Genomic DNA, 19,062 nt, shown 5'->3' with positions numbered 1-19,062 from the left:
AATAGGTAAAAGTATTGCAAGTATGAGGTCCAGTATGAAACTAAAAACAAACATTAGCCACTTACACGGGAGTATCCGAGTTCCAGGTGACAAGTCTATTAGCCACCGTTCCATTATCTTTGGAAGTTTGGCTGAGGGTGAGACCAAGGTTTATGATATTTTGCGTGGCGAGGACGTGCTCTCAACTATTCAAGTCTTTCGTGACCTTGGTGTTGAGATTGAGGATAAAGATGAGGTTATTACCATTCAAGGTGTAGGTATGGATGGTTTAAAAGCTCCGCAAAATGCCCTTGATATGGGAAATTCTGGAACCTCGATTCGTCTGATTTCAGGTGTTCTTGCTGGTTCAGACTTTGAAGTAGAGATGTTCGGAGACGACAGTCTATCCAAACGCCCTATGGATCGTGTGACTCTTCCACTGAAAAAAATGGGCGTTAGCATTTCGGGGCAAACTGAGCGAGACCTGCCTCCTCTTCGCCTCAAAGGGACGAAAAACCTAAGACCTATTCACTATGAGTTGCCAATTGCCTCTGCTCAAGTCAAGTCAGCCTTGATCTTTGCGGCTTTGCAGGCTCAGGGGGAGTCTGTTATTATCGAAAAAGAGTGCACTCGTAATCATACTGAAGATATGTTGCAACAATTTGGTGGCCATTTAAGTGTGGACGGTAAGAAAATCACAGTCCAAGGACCACAAAAATTGACAGGACAAAAGGTGGTCGTACCAGGAGATATTTCCAGTGCAGCCTTTTGGTTGGTCGCAGGTTTGATTGTTCCGAATTCTCGTCTAGTGCTGCAGAATGTGGGCATCAACGAAACGCGTACCGGTATTATTGATGTCATTCGTGCCATGGGTGGAAAACTAGAAATAACTGAAATTGATCCAGTCGCTAAATCTGCTACCTTGACTGTTGAGTCTTCTGATTTGAAAGGAACAGAGATTGGTGGAGCTTTGATTCCACGCTTGATTGATGAATTGCCAGTTATCGCCCTACTTGCGACCCAAGCTCAAGGTATAACAGTTATTAAGGATGCTGAGGAACTCAAGGTCAAGGAAACAGACCGCATTCAGGTTGTGGCAGACGCTTTAAATAGCATGGGTGCGGATATCACACCTACAGCAGATGGAATGATTATCAAAGGGAAATCAGCCCTTCACGGTGCTAGAGTCAATACGTTTGGTGACCATCGTATCGGCATGATGACAGCCATCGCAGCCCTCTTGGTTGCTGATGGAGAAGTGGAGCTTAATCGTGCAGAAGCCATCAATACCAGTTATCCTAGCTTCTTTGATGATTTGGAGAGCTTGATTCATGGCTAAGGTATTACTCGGATTTATGGGGGCTGGCAAATCGACTATTGCAAGAGGCTTGGACTCAGATTATCTCGATATGGATGCTCTGATAGAGAAGCACTTAGGCATGTCCATTGCGGAATTTTTCGTGGAAAAGGGAGAAGAAGCCTTTCGTCAGATAGAATCAGAAGTCCTAGCTGATTTACTACAAAGAGATCAAGTTGTGTCAACTGGCGGAGGAGTGGTCATTTCTCAGCGAAATCGTGACTTACTAAAGACAAATTCTGATAATATCTACCTGAAAGCAGATTTTGAAACCCTCTACCAGCGCATATCAGCTGATAAGGACAATCAGCGCCCGCTTTTTCTAAATAATAGCAAGGAAGAACTTGCAGGCATTTTCCAAGAAAGACAGGCTTGGTATGAGGAAGTGGCTAGCCGGATTTTGGATGTGACCAAGCTAAGCCCAGAGGAAATTATAGAGGAACTGAGATGAAAATTGCTTATCTAGGTCCCAAGGGATCATTTTCACACCACGTTGTGCAGACAGCTTTTCCTCATGAGGAATTGCAGGCCTTTGCCAATATTACAGATGTTATCAAGGCCTATGAGCAAGGCCTGGTGGCATATTCTGTGGTACCAGTAGAAAATTCTATCGAGGGTAGTGTTCATGAAACTTTGGACTACCTTTTTCATCAGGCTCGCATTCAAGCAGTAGCAGAAATCGTTCAGCCCATTCATCAGCAGTTGATGGTGGTCCCAGGTCACACTAAGATTGAAAAGATTTTTTCTCATCCACAGGCTTTGGCGCAAGGAAAGAAATTCATCGATGAACAGTATCCAGATGCTCAAATTGAGGTGACAGCCAGTACAGCCTATGCGGCCCGCTTTATTTCCGAACATCCAGACCAGCCTTATGCAGCTATTGCCCCTAGAAGTTCTGCAGAAGAATATGGCTTGGAACTGATTGCAGAAGATATTCAGGAAATGGAAGCCAATTTCACACGTTTCTGGGTTCTGGGAGCTGAAGGTGCGGCTATTCCTTTGAAAGCACAAACTGAAAAAATGAGTTTGGCCCTGACCTTACCTGACAACCTTCCCGGTGCACTCTACAAGGCCCTGTCGACTTTTGCTTGGCGAGGAATTGACCTGACAAAAATTGAAAGTCGTCCACTCAAGACAGCACTGGGAGAATACTTTTTCATTATCGATGTGGACTACGCTGATAAGGACCTGGTCCACTTTGCCCAAAAAGAATTAGAATCGATTGGAATCCAGTATAAAGTTTTGGGGGCCTATCCTATTTATCCAATATCAGACCATGGAAAGGAGAGAAGATGAGTAAAGAAAATCCCTTAAGTCATCACGAGCAGTTGCGTTATGACTATCTTTTTAAGAACATTCATTACCTCAATGAGCGAGAGAAAAAAGAGTTTGCATACCTGCAAGGTAAGTTAAATATGGCTAGCAGTAGTAAAGCTTCTCCAGAAATTTATAATGAAAATTACGATATGGAAGAGTCTTTCATGGAACCAGTCAATCAGTCTCCTCTTCCATCCTATGGTAACCGTAGTCGTGCAAAAAAATACCAGAAAAGTCATCCTCTTCCAAAGGTTAAGTCCAAAAAACGTAAGATTCGTTGGGGGCGCATTTTTGCAGGATTGCTTGCCCTTCTAGCCTGTGTCGGTTTTGGCATGATTTTTATGTTCCTAAAAGGCTATTCAAATGCTGATCCAAATAAACCTGCCAACGCTAAGGCAGCTCAAGTAGAAGTTTTTCATGGTCAAGATACCAAGGATGGGGTCAATATTTTGATTATGGGAACGGATGGACGGATTGGCCAAAATAGTGCTGAGACGAGAACGGACTCGATTATGGTTCTAAACGTTGGTGGCTCAGATAAGAAAATTAAGCTGGTCAGCTTTATGCGTGACAATTTGGTTTATATAGACGGATACAGTCAAGTCATTAATGGTAGAAAGCAATCCGATAATAAGTTGAATGTGGCCTATGAACTAGGAGAGCAAGAAGGCCAAAAAGGGGCAGAAATGGTTCGCCAAGTATTGAAAGATAATTTTGACTTGGACATTAAGTACTACGCCTTGGTAGACTTCCAAGCCTTCGCAACTGCTATTGACACTCTCTTCCCTGACGGTGTAACGATTGATGCCAAATTCTCAACCTTAGAAGGTCAACCTTTAACCGAAGCTACGGTGGGAGATGACTTACATGCTACGGAAACAGAGTCACCAACTCAGACTATCAAAGTTGGGAAACAGCAGATGAACGGTTCAACCTTGCTCAATTATGCACGCTTCCGTGATGATGACGAAGGTGATTATGGTCGTACCAAGAGACAACAGCAAGTATTGACAGCTGTTCTGCAGCAACTCAAGGATCCCACCAAACTCTTTACCGGATCAGAGGCACTTGGCAAGGTCTTCGCAATGACCTCAACAAATGTTCCTTATACCTTCTTGTTAACAAATGGCTTGTCTTTCCTAGATGGAGCGCAAAATGGTATTGAAAGATTAACCGTTCCGGAACTTGGTGACTGGGTAGATGCCTATGATGTTTATGGAGGCTTGGGCTTACTTGTCGATCAAAACAAATATCAGAATAAATTGTCTCAAATGGGAATGAGATAAGATAGAAAAATCAAAGTTTGAAGGCTATTTATCTAGCAGTCAGGCTTTGATTTTTTACAGTCTGCAATAGATTTTCATCCCTTATTTGTGGTATAATGGAACGATACGATAGAAAGAATAATGAACAATATGACTGATTTAAAAGCAATTCAGGCTCGAAGTCTGGAGATGGCTGAATATTTTGTGGCTTTTTGCAAGGAACATGATTTGCTTTGTTATCTCTGTGGAGGAGGTGCTATTGGCGCCCTTCGAAACAAGGGGTTTATTCCTTGGGACGACGACCTAGACTTTTTTATGCCCCGTAAGGACTATGAAAAATTAGCAGAATTATGGCCTCGTTATGCAGATGAGCGTTATTTCTTGTCGAAGAGTAACAAGGATTTTGTCGACCGCAATCTTTTTATTACCATTCGTGACAAGGAAACGACCTGCATTAAACCTTATCAGCAGGATTTAGAATTGCCACATGGTCTGGCCTTGGATGTGTTGCCTTTGGATTATTATCCTAAAAATCCAGCTGAGCGGAAAAAACAGGTTCGTTGGGCCTTGATTTATTCTCTTTTTTGTGCGCAAACTATTCCAGAAAAACATGGTGCACTTATGAAATGGGGAAGTCGCATTTTACTCGGTTTGACGCCAAAATCACTCCGTTATCGCATTTGGAAAAAAGCTGAAAAAGAAATGACCAAGTACAGTCTAGCTGAGAGCGATGGAATCACGGAATTATGCTCGGGTCCTGGTTACATGAGAAACAAGTACCTAATCGAATCTTTTGAGGATAATCTTTTCTTGCCATTTGAAGAGACAGAGATGCCCATTCCAGTTGGCTATGATGCCTATCTCAGCACTGCTTTTGGAGACTACATGACACCTCCACCAGCAGACAAGCAGTTACCACATCATGATGCTGTTATCGCTGATATGGATAAGTCTTATACAGAATACAAGGGAGAATATGGTGGCTAAGAAAAAAATATTATTTTTTATGTGGTCTTTTTCTCTCGGGGGTGGAGCAGAGAAGATTCTATCTACCATTGTTTCAAATCTGAATCCAGAAAAGTATGATATTGATATTCTTGAAATGGAGCACTTTGACAAGGGATACGAATCTGTTCCTAAACATGTATGCATTTTAAAATCTCTTCAGGATTACCGCCAAGCCAGATGGTTACGAGCTCTTTTGTGGAGAATGAGAATTTATTTTCCAAGATTGACTCGTCGCTTGCTTGTAAGAGATGACTATGATGTTGAAGTTTCTTTTACTATTATGAATCCACCACTGTTGTTCTCTAAAAGAAAAGAAGTCAAGAAGATATCTTGGATTCATGGAAGTATTGAAGAATTTCTTAAGGATAGCTCAAAAAGGGAATCACATAGACGCCAGTTGGATACTGCGGATACCATTGTAGGAATTTCAAGAAAGACCAGTAATTCTATCAAGGAAGTCTACCCAGATTATGCTTCAAAATTACAGACGGTCTATAATGGTTATGATTTTAAGACTATTCTAGAAAAATCTCAAGAGAAGATCGATATCGAGATTGCACCTCAAAGTATCTGTACTATCGGACGGATTGAGGAAAATAAGGGTTCTGACCGTGTAGTAGAAGTGATACGACTATTACACCAAGAAGGAAAAAACTACCACCTTTACTTTATAGGTACAGGTGATATGGAAGAGGAACTGAAAAAACGGGTCAAAGAGTATGAACTTGAGGACTATGTTCATTTCCTTGGTTATCAAAAAAATCCTTATCAGTATTTATCTCAGACGAAAGTTCTCTTGTCTATGTCTAAACAAGAAGGGTTTCCTGGAGTGTATGTGGAAGCCTTGAGTCTGGGACTTCCTTTTGTCTCAACTGACGTCGGAGGGGCTGAGGAATTATCCCAAGAAGGAAGATTTGGACAAATCATTGAGAGCAATCAAGAGGCAGCTCAGGCAATTACGGACTACATGACTTCTGCCTCAAACTTCGATGTCAATGAGGCTAGTCAATTCATTCAACAATTTACAATTGCCAAACAAATCGAACAAGTAGAAAAACTATTAGAGGAGTAGCATGGAAACTGCATTAATTAGTGTGATTGTGCCAGTCTATAATGTGGCACAGTACCTAGAAAAATCGATAGCTTCCATTCAGAAGCAGACCTATCAAAATCTGGAAATTATTCTTGTTGATGATGGAGCAACGGATGAAAGTGGTCGCTTGTGTGATGCAATCGCTGAACAAGATGATAGGGTGTCAGTGCTTCATAAAAAGAACGAAGGCTTGTCACAAGCACGAAATGATGGAATGAAGCAGGCTCATGGGGATTATCTGATTTTTATTGATTCAGATGATTATATCCATCCAGAAATGATTCAGAGTTTATATGCGCAATTAATTCAAGAAGATGCGGATGTTTCGAGCTGTGGTGTCATGAATGTCTATGCTAATGATGAAAGCCCACAGTCAGCCAATCAGGATGAGTATTTTGTCTGTGATTCTCAAACATTTCTAAGAGAATACCTCATAGGTGAAAAAATACCTGGAACGATCTGCAATAAGCTAATTAAGAGAGAAATCGCAACTGCCCTATCCTTTCCTAAGGGATTGATTTACGAAGATGCCTATTATCATTTTGATTTAATCAAGTTGGCCAAGAAATATGTGGTTAATACCAAACCCTATTATTACTATTTCCATAGAGGGGATAGCATTACGACCAAGCCGTATGCAGAGAAGGATTTAGCCTATATTGATATCTACCAAAAGTTTTACAATGAAGTCGTGAAAAACTATTCTGACTTGAAAGAGGTTGCTTTTTTCAGATTGGCCTATGCCCACTTCTTCATTATGGATAAGATGTTACTAGATGATCAGTATAAAAAATTTGAAGCCTATTCTCAGATTCACCGATTTTTAAAAGGCCATGCCTTTGCTATTGCTAGGAATCCAATTTTTCGTAAGGGAAGAAGAATTAGCGCTTTGGCTCTATTCATAAACATTTCCTTATACCGATTCTTATTACTGAAAAATATTGAAAAATCAAAAAAATTACATTAGAACGGGGGTGAGCAAGTGATTGATGGAAAACGATTATTATTTAGTTTGACCATAGTCAGCTATGCCTTGACGCTAGTAAGTGGAATTGTGTATCTGTTTAATAATAATAATGTTAGCTTGCTTTCTACTTTATTGTTCTTACTGGTTAGTAGCTTAATTGCCTGCTGGAATGATATCAAGTATTACTTAATCCATTTTATTTTCTATTTAACTATTTTTGTATTTCTGGTATCAAGACCGACCATTGATTATTTTAGGGATGGCGCTCTGGATACCTATCATCCGATAGCCTATCGCTTTGCCTTTATAGTCGTCATGGTTTCGATATTGGGATTGACCACAGGAGGTCTCCTGGCTCGTTACTTCATAGCTAGGAAGAACATAAAAGTACCAAAGATAGGAAATTCTATAAAAGAGATTTATATCAAGCGGTTACGCTTTGTATCACTAGGAGTTTTTCTTCTAACCTATCCTTTCTATTTTATTCGCTTATTTGAACGGCTCTTGTATCGCTTGCAGACTTCCTACTATGCCTACTATGCAAATTTTGAAAGTAAGCTGCCTTATTTTACCTATATCTTATCAACCTTTACGGTCTACGCAATGTGTATGTATCTGGCAACCAAGCCAAAGAAATTGCAGGCGACAGCAGTGTTGGTATCCTTCATTGCAGCCAACACCATTCATTTGGCAATCGGGACACGAAATCCCTTTATTTTAAGTATTTTATTTGCTTTTGTTTATTACTTTATGCGGGAGCAAACTGAAAAGGGAAAATGGATTGGGTTTAAAGAAAAGTTAGCGATTTTTGTAGGTTCTCCTATTCTCATGTTAGCGATGGGAATACTCAATTATGTACGGGATAATGTCCAGGTTTCCCATTCAGGTTTCTGGGATATCCTGCTTGACTTTATCTATAAACAAGGAACCAGTTTTGGTGTTTTGGCTCGAGGCTTTCTATTTAACAGTAGCCTCCCTTACCGAGATTTACGCAATTTTACTTTTGGTCCTGTTATTGATTATTTTGCAAGGGGGAGTTTGGGGGCCATTTTCGGAGGAAAAGCCTTTGAGCATACAACCAATAGTGTAGAGCTAGCTATCGATAGTAATAGTTATGCCCACAATCTATCCTATCTTGTTTTGAATAAGGAATATTTGAAAGGACATGGTATCGGAAGTAGTTATATTATGGAGTTGTATACAGACTATGGTATGATAGGAGTCTTTCTACTTAGTCTCTTACTCGGTATGCTATTTATAGCCATGTTGCAAGTAGCCTACCGCTCAAGAACAATTCTATTTGCCTTGTCCCTACTCATCTTGAATAATCTATTCTTTATGCCAAGAAGTAGCTTTTCAGAAAGTTTCTTCAATTTATTTACAATGCAATTCTGGGGAATTGTTCTTGTGATTCTATTCGTAGCGAAAATGCTTACAAAAGAGAACCAGTATCTACTAAACAAAGGAGAAAAAAATCATGTTTGAACATTATTCAGTAGCTGATTTGTTTGCAAATCTTTATAAAAAACGAAAAGCAAATATTCTAGCTCTCATCGCTTTATTTGCTCTCATTGCTGTACCATTTACAATTAAAGCAGTTAAGAATAAAAATACTGTCAAAGACACAACAAGTTATTCAACTTATATCAGCTATAAAATCACTCCTCCAGAAGATTCAGCCAAAACGATTTTGAATCATCAAATTGGTGGCTATAGTGATTTCTACGGGAAATTGATTGATGGGAATTTGAATGGAGCTTATCTTTTCAATGATGTAGAGCCGAGTGAGTTGAAAAAAATTGCTAGTGAATTAGATACGACAGAAACAACCTTGAAAAATTCTACGAATGATTATTGGTGGAAAAAATTAACTGTCTACTATATGATTGACGATGCAGGGGTTGGTGTGAAAATTTTGACACCAAGTAAAGATGCTAATGACTTGTTGGAGCGAAAAATTGATGGATTGATTGAGAAATTTAAACACACTTATGCAAATGTAAAAATTGAAAAATTGGAAACCATCAACTCTAAAGAATTGAATGCAAACGGTGAGACAGCGCTTGGATTGAATGTGAAGAACTTGATTCTCCGTTTAGCTGTTATTGGAGTAGTTTGTGTGATTTTGGTTGTGATGGGAAATGTATTGGTTTATCTCTTTAATCCAACCATCAATAGAGCAGGTGATTTTTCTCAGTATCAAATTGATTTTGTAACAGAGATTACAACAATTGCCAACCTAGCAGATATCCTATCATACAAAAATGCTGGACAAGAATTAACAATCGTTAGCTCAAACAAAGCTATCCTAGATAAATTGAAACAAAATCAAGAGGCCTTAAAAGGAATGCATTTTGTGGATTTACAAGATGTACCATCTCTTTTGGAAAGAGATACAGTCCTTCTTGTTGAAGAGTATGGAGTGACTCGTTATAAGAAATTTGAACAAAGTCTTCAAATTCTTAGAAACTTAAATCGTTCTATCCTCGGTGTAGCAACCTTTAAATTATAAGCATTCTGATGTATCAGGTCTTCAAAGTTGGCTAAGAGTCGATTTTGAAGGCTTTTTCTATTTGTCATCAGAAATTTTCTTTTAGAGTCTGCTACAGAAAGACCCTGGGGAAAATCTAGCTTGATAGAGGAGCCTTCTTTTGATAAAATCGTAAAAATCTAGTATAATAGATAGAACTGAAAGTATGAGGTTACTAGCAATGAAAATGAAACAAATTAGTGATACTACTTTAAAAATCACGATGTCTTTAGAAGATTTGATGGATCGAGGAATGGAGATTGCTGACTTTCTTGTTCCTCAAGAAAAAACAGAAGAGTTCTTTTATGCTATCTTGGACGAGTTAGAGATGCCTGATAGCTTTCTAGATACAGGCATGTTGAGCTTCCGTGTAACTCCAAAACCTGATAAGGTAGATGTCTTTGTGACCAAGTCAAAGATTGACCAAAATCTAGATTTTGAAGATTTATCAGATTTACCAGACATGGAAGAATTGGCTCAAATGTCGCCAGATGAGTTTATTAAAACTTTAGAAAAAAGCATCGCGGACAAAACCAAAGATGATATCGAAGCCATTCAATCTCTAGAGCAAGTTGAAGCCAAGGAAGAAGAGGAAGAGCAGGCTGAACAAGAAGCTGAAAGCAAGAAAGAGCCTTACATCTACTACATCCTTTCTTTTGCTAAGTTGGCTGATTTGGTGGCTTTTGCCAAGACAGTGACTTTTGAGATGGAAACTTCTGAACTCTACAAGATGAATGAGCGCTATTATTTGACCATTCTAGTGGATATTGAAAATCATCCAAGTCCATATCCAGCGTGGCTTTTGGCCCGTATGCGCGAGTTTGCAGACGATAGTGACATCAGTCGTTCAGTCTTGCAAGAGTATGGCCAAGTCTTGATGAATCACGATGCTGTGCTCAATCTGCAAAAAATCGGATAATCATTTCTGGAAAGCTATTTCTAGATTTTGAGAAGAGCGAATCGTTTGATTCGTTTTTTCTTTTCTATACTGAAATAGTGAATTACTATGATAGGAATTTTCACAAAATTCTGTTATAATGGCTATATTAGAAAATTTCGAGGAGACAAACATGACAGTTAAAATTGCTTTACTAGGATTTGGTACCGTTGCAAGTGGTGTGCCTTTCCTCCTAAAGGAAAATGGAGAAAAAATCAATCAATCAGCACATTCAGAGATTGAAGTTGCTAAGGTATTGGTCAAGGATGAAGATGAAAAGAATCGCTTGCTTGCAGCAGGGAATGACTTTAACTTTGTAACCAATGTGGATGACATTTTATCAGACCAAGACATTACGATCGTAGTGGAATTGATGGGGCGTATCGAACCAGCTAAAACCTTTATCACTCGTGCCTTGGAAGCTGGAAAACACGTTGTTACTGCTAACAAGGACCTTTTGGCTGTCCATGGTGCAGAATTGTTAGAAATCGCTAAAGCTAATAAGGTAGCACTTTACTATGAAGCAGCAGTAGCTGGTGGGATTCCAATTCTTCGTACCTTGGCAAATTCCTTGGCTTCTGATAAAATCACGCGCGTGCTTGGCGTGGTCAACGGAACTTCCAACTTCATGATGACCAAGATGGTGGAAGAAGGCTGGTCTTACGATGATGCTCTTGCCGAAGCGCAACGTCTAGGATTTGCAGAAAGTGACCCTACAAATGACGTAGATGGGATTGATGCAGCCTACAAGATGGTGATTTTGAGCCAATTTGCCTTTGGCATGAAGGTTGCATTTGACGATGTAGCCCACAAAGGAATCCGCAACATCACACCAGAAGACGTAGCTGTAGCTCAAGAACTTGGCTATGTAGTGAAATTGGTTGGTTCAATCGAGGAAACTCCTTCAGGAATTGCTGCAGAAGTAACTCCAACCTTCCTTCCTAAAGCGCATCCACTTGCCAGTGTAAATGGGGTAATGAACGCTGTCTTTGTAGAATCTATCGGTATCGGTGAGTCTATGTACTACGGACCAGGTGCTGGTCAAAAACCAACTGCAACAAGTGTTGTGGCGGATATTGTCCGTATCGTTCGTCGCCTGAATGATGGAACCATTGGCAAAGACTTCAACGAATATAGCCGTGACTTGGTCTTGGCAAATCCTGAAGATGTTAAAGCAAATTACTACTTCTCAATCTTGGCTCCAGACTCAAAAGGTCAGGTCTTGAAGTTGGCTGAAATCTTTAATGCCCAAGATATTTCCTTCAAGCAAATCCTCCAAGATGGAAAAGATGGTGACAAGGCGCGTGTTGTGATCATAACACACAAGATTAATAAAGCCCAACTTGAAAATGTCTCAGCTGAATTGAAGAAGGTTTCAGAATTCGACCTCTTGAATACCTTCAAGGTGCTAGGAGAATAAGATGAAGATTATTGTACCTGCAACCAGTGCCAATATCGGGCCAGGTTTTGACTCGGTCGGTGTAGCTGTAACCAAGTATCTTCAAATTGAGGTCTGTGAAGAACGGGATGAGTGGCTGATTGAACACCAGATTGGCAAATGGATTCCTCATGACGAGCGCAATCTCTTGCTCAAAATTGCTTTGCAAATTGTACCAGACTTGCAACCAAGACGTTTGAAAATGACCAGTGATGTTCCCTTGGCGCGTGGTTTGGGTTCTTCCAGCTCGGTTATTGTTGCTGGGATTGAACTAGCCAACCAATTGGGGCAACTCAACTTGTCAGACCATGAAAAATTGCAGTTAGCGACTAAGATTGAAGGCCATCCTGACAATGTGGCTCCAGCCATTTATGGTAATCTCGTTATTGCAAGCTCTGTTGATGGACAAGTTTCAGCTATTGTAGCAGACTTCCCAGAGTGTGATTTCCTAGCCTACATTCCAAACTATGAATTGCGTACTAGAGACAGCCGTGGTGTCTTGCCTAAGAAATTGTCTTACAAGGAAGCTGTTGCGGCTAGTTCTATCGCCAATGTGGCGGTTGCAGCCTTGTTGGCAGGAGACATGGTGACCGCTGGGCAAGCAATCGAGGGCGACCTCTTCCACGAGCGCTATCGTCAGGACTTGGTGAGAGAATTTGCGACGATTAAGCAAGTAGCCAAAGAAAATGGTGCCTATGCAACCTACCTCTCTGGTGCTGGGCCGACAGTTATGGTTTTGGCTTCTCATGACAAGATGCCAACGATTAAGGCAGAATTGGAAAAGCAACCTTTCAAAGGAAAACTTCATGACTTGAAGGTTGATACCCAAGGTGTCCGTGTAGAAGCAAAATAAAGAATAGAAGATAGGATGGGGAAACTCTCGACCAGAGGGCTTCCTATCCTTTTTTTGAAAAGAAGTTTATACTCAATGAAAATCAAAGAACAAACTAGGAAGCTAGCCGCAGGTTGCTCAAAGTACTGCTTTGAGGTTGTAGATAAGACTGACGAAGTCAGCTCACAACAGTGTTTTGAGGTTGTGGATAGAACTGACGAAGTTAGCTCAAAATACTGTTTTGAGGTTGCAGATGTAAGCTGACGTGGTTTGAAGAGATTTTCGAAGAGTATTAGTTAAGAACTTGATAAAGGAGAAATAAAGATGGCAGAAATTTATCTAGCAGGCGGTTGTTTTTGGGGCTTAGAGGAATATTTTTCACGCATTTCTGGAGTGCTAGCAACCAGTGTCGGCTACGCTAATGGACAAGTCGAAACGACAAATTACCAGCTACTCAAGGAAACAGATCATGCAGAAACGGTTCAAGTGATTTACGATGAGAAGGCAGTGTCACTCAGAGAAATTTTGCTTTATTATTTCCGTGTCATTGATCCCTTGTCTATTAACCAGCAGGGGAATGACCGTGGTCGCCAATATCGTACTGGTATTTATTACCAAGATGAAGTAGATCTGCCAGCTATCTATACAGTGGTGCGGGAGCAGGAGCGTATGTTGGGTCGAAAGATTGCAGTAGAAGTGGAGCAATTACGCCACTACATTCTGGCTGAAGACTACCACCAAGACTATCTTAAGAAAAATCCTTCAGGTTACTGTCATATCGATGTGACCGATGCTGAGAAGCCATTGATTGATGCCTCTAACTATGAAAAGCCTAGTCAAGAGGTATTAAAGGGCAGTTTATCTGAAGAATCCTATCGTGTTACCCAAGAAGCTGCTACAGAGGCTCCATTTACCAATGCCTATGACCAAACCTTTGAAGAGGGAATTTATGTAGACATCACGACAGGTGAGCCACTCTTTTTTGCCAAGGATAAGTTTGACTCAGGTTGTGGTTGGCCAAGTTTTAGCCGTCCGATTTCCAAGGAATTGATTCATTATTACAAGGACATGAGTCATGGAATGGAGCGAATCGAGGTTCGTTCTCGGTCAGGAAATGCTCACTTAGGTCATGTTTTCACAGATGGACCGCGTGAGTTTGGTGGCCTCCGTTACTGTATCAATTCTGCTTCCTTGCGCTTTGTGGCTAAGGATGAGATGGAAGAAGCAGGATATGGCTATCTACTACCTTACTTAAGCAAATAAATCAGAGAGGGTGGGTGCTTCCCACTTTCTTCATTTCCAGAATACGAATAGAAGGGATTTATGAAACACCTATTATCTTACTTTAAACCCTACATCAAGGAATCAATTTTAGCACCCTTGTTCAAGTTACTAGAAGCTGTGTTTGAGCTCTTGGTTCCCATGGTGATTGCTGGGATTGTTGACCAATCCTTGCCCCAGAGAAATCAAGGACATCTCTGGATGCAGATTGGGCTGCTCCTTATCTTTGCAGTGATTGGTGTTGTAGTAGCCTTAATAGCCCAGTTCTACTCAGCTAAGGCTGCGGTTGGATTTGCCAAAGAATTGACAGGTGACCTCTATCGCCATATTCTTTCCTTGCCCAAGGACAGCAGAGATCGTTTGACCACTTCTAGCTTGGTCACTCGCTTGATTTCGGATACCTACCAGATTCAGACTGGTATCAATCAATTCCTGCGTCTCTTTTTACGAGCGCCTATTATCGTTTTTGGAGCCATTTTTATGGCCTATCGAATCTCAGTTGAGCTGACTCTTTGGTTCTTGGTCATGGTTGTCATTTTGACCATTGTTATTGTAGGGCTCTCTAGACTGGTTAATCCTCTCTACAGCAGTCTGAGAAAGAAAACGGATCAACTGGTTCAGGAAACACGTCAGCAATTACAAGGAATGCGGGTTATTCGTGCTTTTGGACAAGAAAAACGAGAGTTACAGATTTTTCAAACCCTTAACCAAGTCTATGCTAGATTACAAGAAAAAACAGGTTTCTGGTCCAGTTTATTAACACCCCTGACCTATCTGATTGTAAATGGAACTCTCCTCGTCATTATATGGCAAGGCTATATTTCTATTCAAGGAGGATTGCTCAGTCAAGGTGCTCTCATTGCCCTTATCAACTATCTCTTACAGATTTTGGTGGAATTGGTCAAGCTAGCCATGCTGATAAATTCTCTCAACCAGTCCTATATCTCAGCTAAGCGAATTGAGGAAGTCTTTGCCGAAGCTCCAGAGGATATCCATTCAGAGTTAGAACAAAAGCAAGCTACCCGAGATAAGGTTTTACAAGTCCAAGAATTGACCTTTACCTATCCAGATGCGGCCCAGCCTTCTCTGAGAAACATTTCCTTTGATATGACTCAAGGACAAATCCTTGGTATCATTGGGGGAACGGGATCTGGTAAATCAAGTTTGGTGCAACTCATCCTTGGACTTTATCCAGCAGACAAGGGGAGCATTTACCCTTATCGAGATGGATCTAGTCCTCGTAATTTAGAGGAGTGGCGGTCTTGGATTGCCTATGTGCCCCAAAAGGTCGAACTCTTTAAAGGAACCATTCGTTTCAACTTGACTCTAGGTTTAGATCAAGAAGTAACTGACCAAGAACTCTGGCAGGCCTTGGAAATTGCGCAAGCTAAGGATTTTGTCAGTGAAAAGGAAGGACTCTTGGATGCCCTAGTTGAGGCAGGAGGGCGAAATTTCTCGGGCGGTCAAAAACAAAGGCTGTCTATTACTCGCGCAGTCTTGCGCCAAGCTCCATTTCTCATCCTAGATGATGCGACCTCGGCACTGGATACCATCACCGAGTCCAAGCTATTGAAAGCTATCCGAGAAAACCTGCCAAATATGAGCTTAATTTTGATTTCTCAACGGACTTCGACACTCCAGATGGCTGACCAGATTCTCCTCTTAGAAAAAGGTGATCTATTAGCTATCGGCAAGCATGAGGACTTGATTAAGACTAGTCAAGTCTATCGTGAAATCAATGCATCCCAACATGGAAAGGAGGACTAGCATGAGACGACAAACTGCAAATCAAACACTCACACGTTTGGCCAAAGATTTAGCAAGTCATCCTTTCCTCCTTTTCCTAGCCTTTCTAGGAACTATTGTCCAAGTTGGCTTATCAATTTACCTACCTATTCTGATTGGGCAGGTCATTGACCAGGTCCTAGTGGCTGGTTCTTCACCAGTTTTTTGGCAAATTTTTCTCCAAATGATCTTGGTGGTCATAGGAAATACCCTTGTACAGTGGGTCAATCCTCTCCTCTATAATCGCCTAATCTTCTCTTATACCAGAGACTTGCGAGAGCAAATCATCCATAAGCTCCATCGGTTACCGATTGCTTTTGTTGATCAGCAAGGAAGTGGAGAGATGGTCAGTCGTGTGACCACGGACATAGAACAGTTGGCAGCTGGCTTGACCATGATATTTAACCAATTTTTCATTGGCGTCTTGATGATTTTGGTGAGTATTCTAGCCATGCTCCAAATTCATCTCCTCATGACTCTCTTAGTCTTGCTGTTGACGCCACTGTCCATGGTGATTTCGCGCTTTATTGCCAAACGATCCTATCATCTCTTCCAAAAGCAAACAGAGACGCGGGGAATTCAGACTCAGTTGATTGAAGAATCGTTGAGCCAGCAGACCATTATCCAGTCCTTTAATGCTCAGGCAGAATTTATCCAAAGACTGCGTGAGGCTAATGCCAACTATGCAGGTTATTCACAGTCAGCTATCTTTTATTCTTCAACGGTCAATCCTTCGACTCGCTTTGTCAATGCGCTTATTTATGCCCTTCTAGCTGGAGTGGGAGCTTATCGTATCATGATAGGCTCTACCTTGACCATTGGACGCTTAGTGACTTTTTTGAACTATGTTCAACAGTACACCAAGCCTTTTAATGATATTTCTTCAGTGCTAGCTGAGTTGCAAAGTGCCTTGGCTTGTGCAGAACGTGTTTATGGAGTCTTAGATAGTCCTGAGGTGGCTGAAACAGGTAAGGAAGAGTTGACTAGTGACCAAGTTAAGGGAGCTATTTCCTTTAAACAGGTTTCTTTTGGCTACCATCCTGAAAAGATTTTGATTAAGGATTTATCTATTGATATTCCAGCTGGTAGCAAGGTTGCTATTGTTGGTCCGACAGGTGCTGGAAAATCAACTCTTATCAATCTCCTCATGCGTTTTTACCCTATTAACTCAGGAGATATCTTGCTGGACGGTCGTTCCATTTACAACTATACCCGAGCGTCATTGAGACAGCAGTTTGGCATGGTGCTCCAAGAAACCTGGCTCAAGCAAGGAACTATTCATGATAATATTGCCTTTGGAAATCCTGAAGCCAGTCGGGAACAAGTGATTGCTGCTGCAAAAGCAGCTAATGCAGACTTTTTCATCCAACAGTTGCCACAGGGATACGATACCAAGTTGGAAAATGCGGGAGAATCTCTCTCTGTTGGTCAAGCTCAGCTCTTGACCATCGCCCGAGTCTTTCTAGCTATCCCTAAGATTCTTATCTTAGACGAGGCAACTTCCTCCATCGATACACGGACAGAAGTGCTAGTTCAGGATGCATTTGCTAAACTCATGAAGGGGCGTACAAGCTTTATCATTGCTCACCGTTTGTCAACTATTCAGGATGCAGATTTGATTCTTGTCTTGGTGGATGGCGATATTGTGGAGCATGGCAATCATCAGGACCTCATGGCTAGAAAGGGCAAGTATTACCAAATGCAGCAAGCTGCCGCTTTTAGCTCTGAATAATCCTTTCTACTTTTAAATCTTATGGACAAAAAAAGTTGCCTTTGGGTGACTTTTTTGTTACAATAGCTAGAAAAATTATTCACTGTAATACTCAATGAAAATTAAAGAGCAAGCTAGGAAGCTAGCCACAGGTTGCTCAAAGCACTGCTTTGAGGTTGTAGATAAGACTCAGTAACATATACCTACAGCAAGGTGAAGCTGACGTGGTTTGAATTTGAGTATAAATTGTCTTTTAGAAAAGGAGCCTAGAATGAAAGTCTTTCAGCATGTAAATATCGTGACTTGTGACAAAGATTTCCATGTTTATCTAGATGGAATCTTAGCCGTTAAGGATTCTCAAATCGTCTATGTTGGTCAAGAGCAGTCAGAGATTTTAGAGCAAGCTGAGCAGATTATAGACTATCAGGGAGCCTGGATTATGCCTGGTTTGGTCAATTGCCACACCCATTCTGCTATGACCGGATTGAGAGGAATTCGAGATGATAGCAATCTCCATGAATGGCTCAATGACTATATCTGGCCTGCAGAAGCAGGATTTACTCCCGACATGACAACTAAGGCGGTCAAAGAAGCTCTGACAGAGATGCTCCAGTCAGGAACAACAACCTTCAACGATATGTATAATCCCAATGGTGTGGATATTGAGCGGATTTATCAGGCAGTGAAAACTTCCAAGATGCGTTGTTATTTCTCACCGACTCTTTTTTCTTCGGAGACAGAGACAACTGCTGAAACTATAAGCAGAACTCGAGCAATCATTGAGGCAATTATTGGATATAAAAATCCAAATTTCAAGGTGATGGTAGCCCCACATTCTCCCTACAGCTGTAGTAGAGACTTGCTGGAAGAAAGTTTAGACATGGCAAAAGAGCTTGCTATTCCAATCCATATCCACGTGGCGGAGACCAAGGAGGAGTCAGGAATTATCCTGAAACGATACGGCAAACGTCCCCTTGCTTTTCTAGAAGAATTGGGTTACTTAGCTCATCCGTCTGTCTTTGCTCATGGGGTCGAACTAAACGAGCGAGAAATTGAACGTTTAGCAATCTCTCAAGTGGCAATTGCCCACAATCCTATCAGTAACCTTAAACTGGTATCAGGAATTGCTCCAATTATCCAACTCCAAAAAGCAGGAGTGGCTGTGGGAATTGCGACAGATTCAGTTGCTTCCAACAACAATCTTGATATGTTTGAGGAAGGACGGACAGCAGCTCTTCTTCAGAAGATGAATAGCGGAGATGCCAGTCAATTCCCTATCGAAACAGCTCTCAAGGCACTGACAATCGAAGGGGCTAAGGTCCTAGGGATGGAACATCAGATAGGAAGTTTGGAAGTTGGCAAGCAAGCAGATTTTCTGGTTATTCAACCACAAGGGAAAATCCATCTCCAACCTCAGGAAAGTATGTTATCTCATCTGGTTTATGCAGTCAAATCCAGTGATGTAGATGATGTTTATATCGCCGGAGAACAGGTTGTTAAGCAAGGTCAAGTCTTGACAGTAGAACTCTAAAAGAAGAAGCGCGAAAAAAGTTTAAAAAAAG

General features: G+C 41.1%; 16 protein-coding genes. All 16 read left to right on the top strand.

Features of this window, described 5'->3' with window-relative positions; genetic code table 11:
• Positions 1-34: 34 nt before the first annotated feature.
• The 16 genes from aroA (at position 35) to QM956_RS00430 (ending at position 19,031) form a co-directional block, all read left to right on the top strand.
• Positions 35-1,318, top strand: coding sequence for a 3-phosphoshikimate 1-carboxyvinyltransferase (aroA, locus tag QM956_RS00505; protein ID WP_261020042.1), 1,284 nt, complete (start codon positions 35-37; stop codon positions 1,316-1,318).
• The gene (locus QM956_RS00500; protein ID WP_261014108.1) at positions 1,311-1,787 is read left to right on the top strand and encodes a shikimate kinase; all 477 of its coding nucleotides are present in this window, start codon (positions 1,311-1,313) and stop codon (positions 1,785-1,787) included. Before aroA ends, QM956_RS00500 begins: the two co-directional genes overlap by 8 nt.
• Entirely contained in the window at positions 1,784-2,632 is an 849-nt protein-coding gene (gene pheA, locus QM956_RS00495; protein ID WP_223340139.1) for a prephenate dehydratase, read from the top strand. Before QM956_RS00500 ends, pheA begins: the two co-directional genes overlap by 4 nt.
• Positions 2,629-3,939: an LCP family protein gene (locus QM956_RS00490; protein ID WP_261020043.1), complete on the top strand. Its 1,311-nt coding sequence runs from the start codon at positions 2,629-2,631 to the stop codon at positions 3,937-3,939. Before pheA ends, QM956_RS00490 begins: the two co-directional genes overlap by 4 nt.
• A gap of 120 nt (positions 3,940-4,059) precedes the next feature.
• The gene (locus QM956_RS00485) at positions 4,060-4,905 is read left to right on the top strand and encodes a LicD family protein (protein ID WP_261020044.1); all 846 of its coding nucleotides are present in this window, start codon (positions 4,060-4,062) and stop codon (positions 4,903-4,905) included.
• The gene (locus QM956_RS00480; protein ID WP_261020045.1) at positions 4,895-5,998 is read left to right on the top strand and encodes a glycosyltransferase; all 1,104 of its coding nucleotides are present in this window, start codon (positions 4,895-4,897) and stop codon (positions 5,996-5,998) included. The genes QM956_RS00485 and QM956_RS00480 overlap by 11 nt, the downstream gene beginning before the upstream one ends.
• Position 5,999: 1 nt before the next feature.
• Entirely contained in the window at positions 6,000-6,986 is a 987-nt protein-coding gene (locus QM956_RS00475) for a glycosyltransferase family 2 protein (protein WP_261020047.1), read from the top strand.
• Between the two features lie 15 nt (positions 6,987-7,001).
• Positions 7,002-8,471: an O-antigen polysaccharide polymerase Wzy family protein gene (locus tag QM956_RS00470; protein ID WP_261020048.1), complete on the top strand. Its 1,470-nt coding sequence runs from the start codon at positions 7,002-7,004 to the stop codon at positions 8,469-8,471.
• Positions 8,464-9,498, top strand: a complete 1,035-nt coding sequence (gene tarQ, locus QM956_RS00465; protein ID WP_173262664.1) for a teichoic acid biosynthesis protein TarQ — start codon at positions 8,464-8,466, stop codon at positions 9,496-9,498. The genes QM956_RS00470 and tarQ overlap by 8 nt, the downstream gene beginning before the upstream one ends.
• Positions 9,499-9,697: 199 nt before the next feature.
• A complete protein-coding gene (gene mecA / locus QM956_RS00460) occupies positions 9,698-10,435 on the top strand; it encodes an adaptor protein MecA (protein WP_000782674.1) in 738 nt (245 codons plus the stop codon).
• Positions 10,436-10,586: 151 nt separating this feature from the next.
• Entirely contained in the window at positions 10,587-11,873 is a 1,287-nt protein-coding gene (locus QM956_RS00455; protein ID WP_045611310.1) for a homoserine dehydrogenase, read from the top strand.
• A gap of 1 nt (position 11,874) precedes the next feature.
• The gene (thrB, locus tag QM956_RS00450; RefSeq protein ID WP_024057159.1) at positions 11,875-12,744 is read left to right on the top strand and encodes a homoserine kinase; all 870 of its coding nucleotides are present in this window, start codon (positions 11,875-11,877) and stop codon (positions 12,742-12,744) included.
• Between the two features lie 303 nt (positions 12,745-13,047).
• A complete protein-coding gene (gene msrB, locus QM956_RS00445; RefSeq protein ID WP_414302064.1) occupies positions 13,048-13,986 on the top strand; it encodes a peptide-methionine (R)-S-oxide reductase MsrB in 939 nt (312 codons plus the stop codon).
• A gap of 60 nt (positions 13,987-14,046) precedes the next feature.
• On the top strand, positions 14,047-15,771 hold the full coding sequence (locus tag QM956_RS00440) for an ABC transporter ATP-binding protein (RefSeq protein WP_414302063.1): 1,725 nt from the start codon (positions 14,047-14,049) through the stop codon (positions 15,769-15,771).
• Position 15,772: 1 nt separating this feature from the next.
• A complete protein-coding gene (locus QM956_RS00435) occupies positions 15,773-17,521 on the top strand; it encodes an ABC transporter ATP-binding protein (RefSeq protein ID WP_414302062.1) in 1,749 nt (582 codons plus the stop codon).
• Between the two features lie 250 nt (positions 17,522-17,771).
• A complete protein-coding gene (locus QM956_RS00430) occupies positions 17,772-19,031 on the top strand; it encodes a TRZ/ATZ family protein (protein ID WP_261065453.1) in 1,260 nt (419 codons plus the stop codon).
• Positions 19,032-19,062 lie beyond the last annotated feature (31 nt).

The organism is Streptococcus mitis (genome assembly GCF_047460035.1).
Lineage (GTDB): Bacteria > Bacillota > Bacilli > Lactobacillales > Streptococcaceae > Streptococcus > Streptococcus mitis_DW.
The sequence above is the reverse complement of the archived record's forward strand: the minus strand, read 5'-3'. Positions and strand labels throughout refer to the sequence as shown.

Excerpts from the sequence above, each read along its gene's own strand:
- aroA (WP_261020042.1), top strand. The coding sequence starts at position 35 with ATGAAACTAAAAACAAACATTAGCCACTTACACGGGAGTATCCGAGTT.
- QM956_RS00500 (WP_261014108.1), top strand. The coding sequence starts at position 1,311 with ATGGCTAAGGTATTACTCGGATTTATGGGGGCTGGCAAATCGACTATT.
- pheA (WP_223340139.1), top strand. The coding sequence starts at position 1,784 with ATGAAAATTGCTTATCTAGGTCCCAAGGGATCATTTTCACACCACGTT.
- QM956_RS00490 (WP_261020043.1), top strand. The coding sequence starts at position 2,629 with ATGAGTAAAGAAAATCCCTTAAGTCATCACGAGCAGTTGCGTTATGAC.
- QM956_RS00485 (WP_261020044.1), top strand. The coding sequence starts at position 4,060 with ATGAACAATATGACTGATTTAAAAGCAATTCAGGCTCGAAGTCTGGAG.
- QM956_RS00480 (WP_261020045.1), top strand. The coding sequence starts at position 4,895 with ATGGTGGCTAAGAAAAAAATATTATTTTTTATGTGGTCTTTTTCTCTC.
- QM956_RS00475 (WP_261020047.1), top strand. The coding sequence starts at position 6,000 with ATGGAAACTGCATTAATTAGTGTGATTGTGCCAGTCTATAATGTGGCA.
- tarQ (WP_173262664.1), top strand. The coding sequence starts at position 8,464 with ATGTTTGAACATTATTCAGTAGCTGATTTGTTTGCAAATCTTTATAAA.
- mecA (WP_000782674.1), top strand. The coding sequence starts at position 9,698 with ATGAAAATGAAACAAATTAGTGATACTACTTTAAAAATCACGATGTCT.
- QM956_RS00455 (WP_045611310.1), top strand. The coding sequence starts at position 10,587 with ATGACAGTTAAAATTGCTTTACTAGGATTTGGTACCGTTGCAAGTGGT.
- thrB (WP_024057159.1), top strand. The coding sequence starts at position 11,875 with ATGAAGATTATTGTACCTGCAACCAGTGCCAATATCGGGCCAGGTTTT.
- msrB (WP_414302064.1), top strand. The coding sequence starts at position 13,048 with ATGGCAGAAATTTATCTAGCAGGCGGTTGTTTTTGGGGCTTAGAGGAA.
- QM956_RS00440 (WP_414302063.1), top strand. The coding sequence starts at position 14,047 with ATGAAACACCTATTATCTTACTTTAAACCCTACATCAAGGAATCAATT.
- QM956_RS00435 (WP_414302062.1), top strand. The coding sequence starts at position 15,773 with ATGAGACGACAAACTGCAAATCAAACACTCACACGTTTGGCCAAAGAT.
- QM956_RS00430 (WP_261065453.1), top strand. The coding sequence starts at position 17,772 with ATGAAAGTCTTTCAGCATGTAAATATCGTGACTTGTGACAAAGATTTC.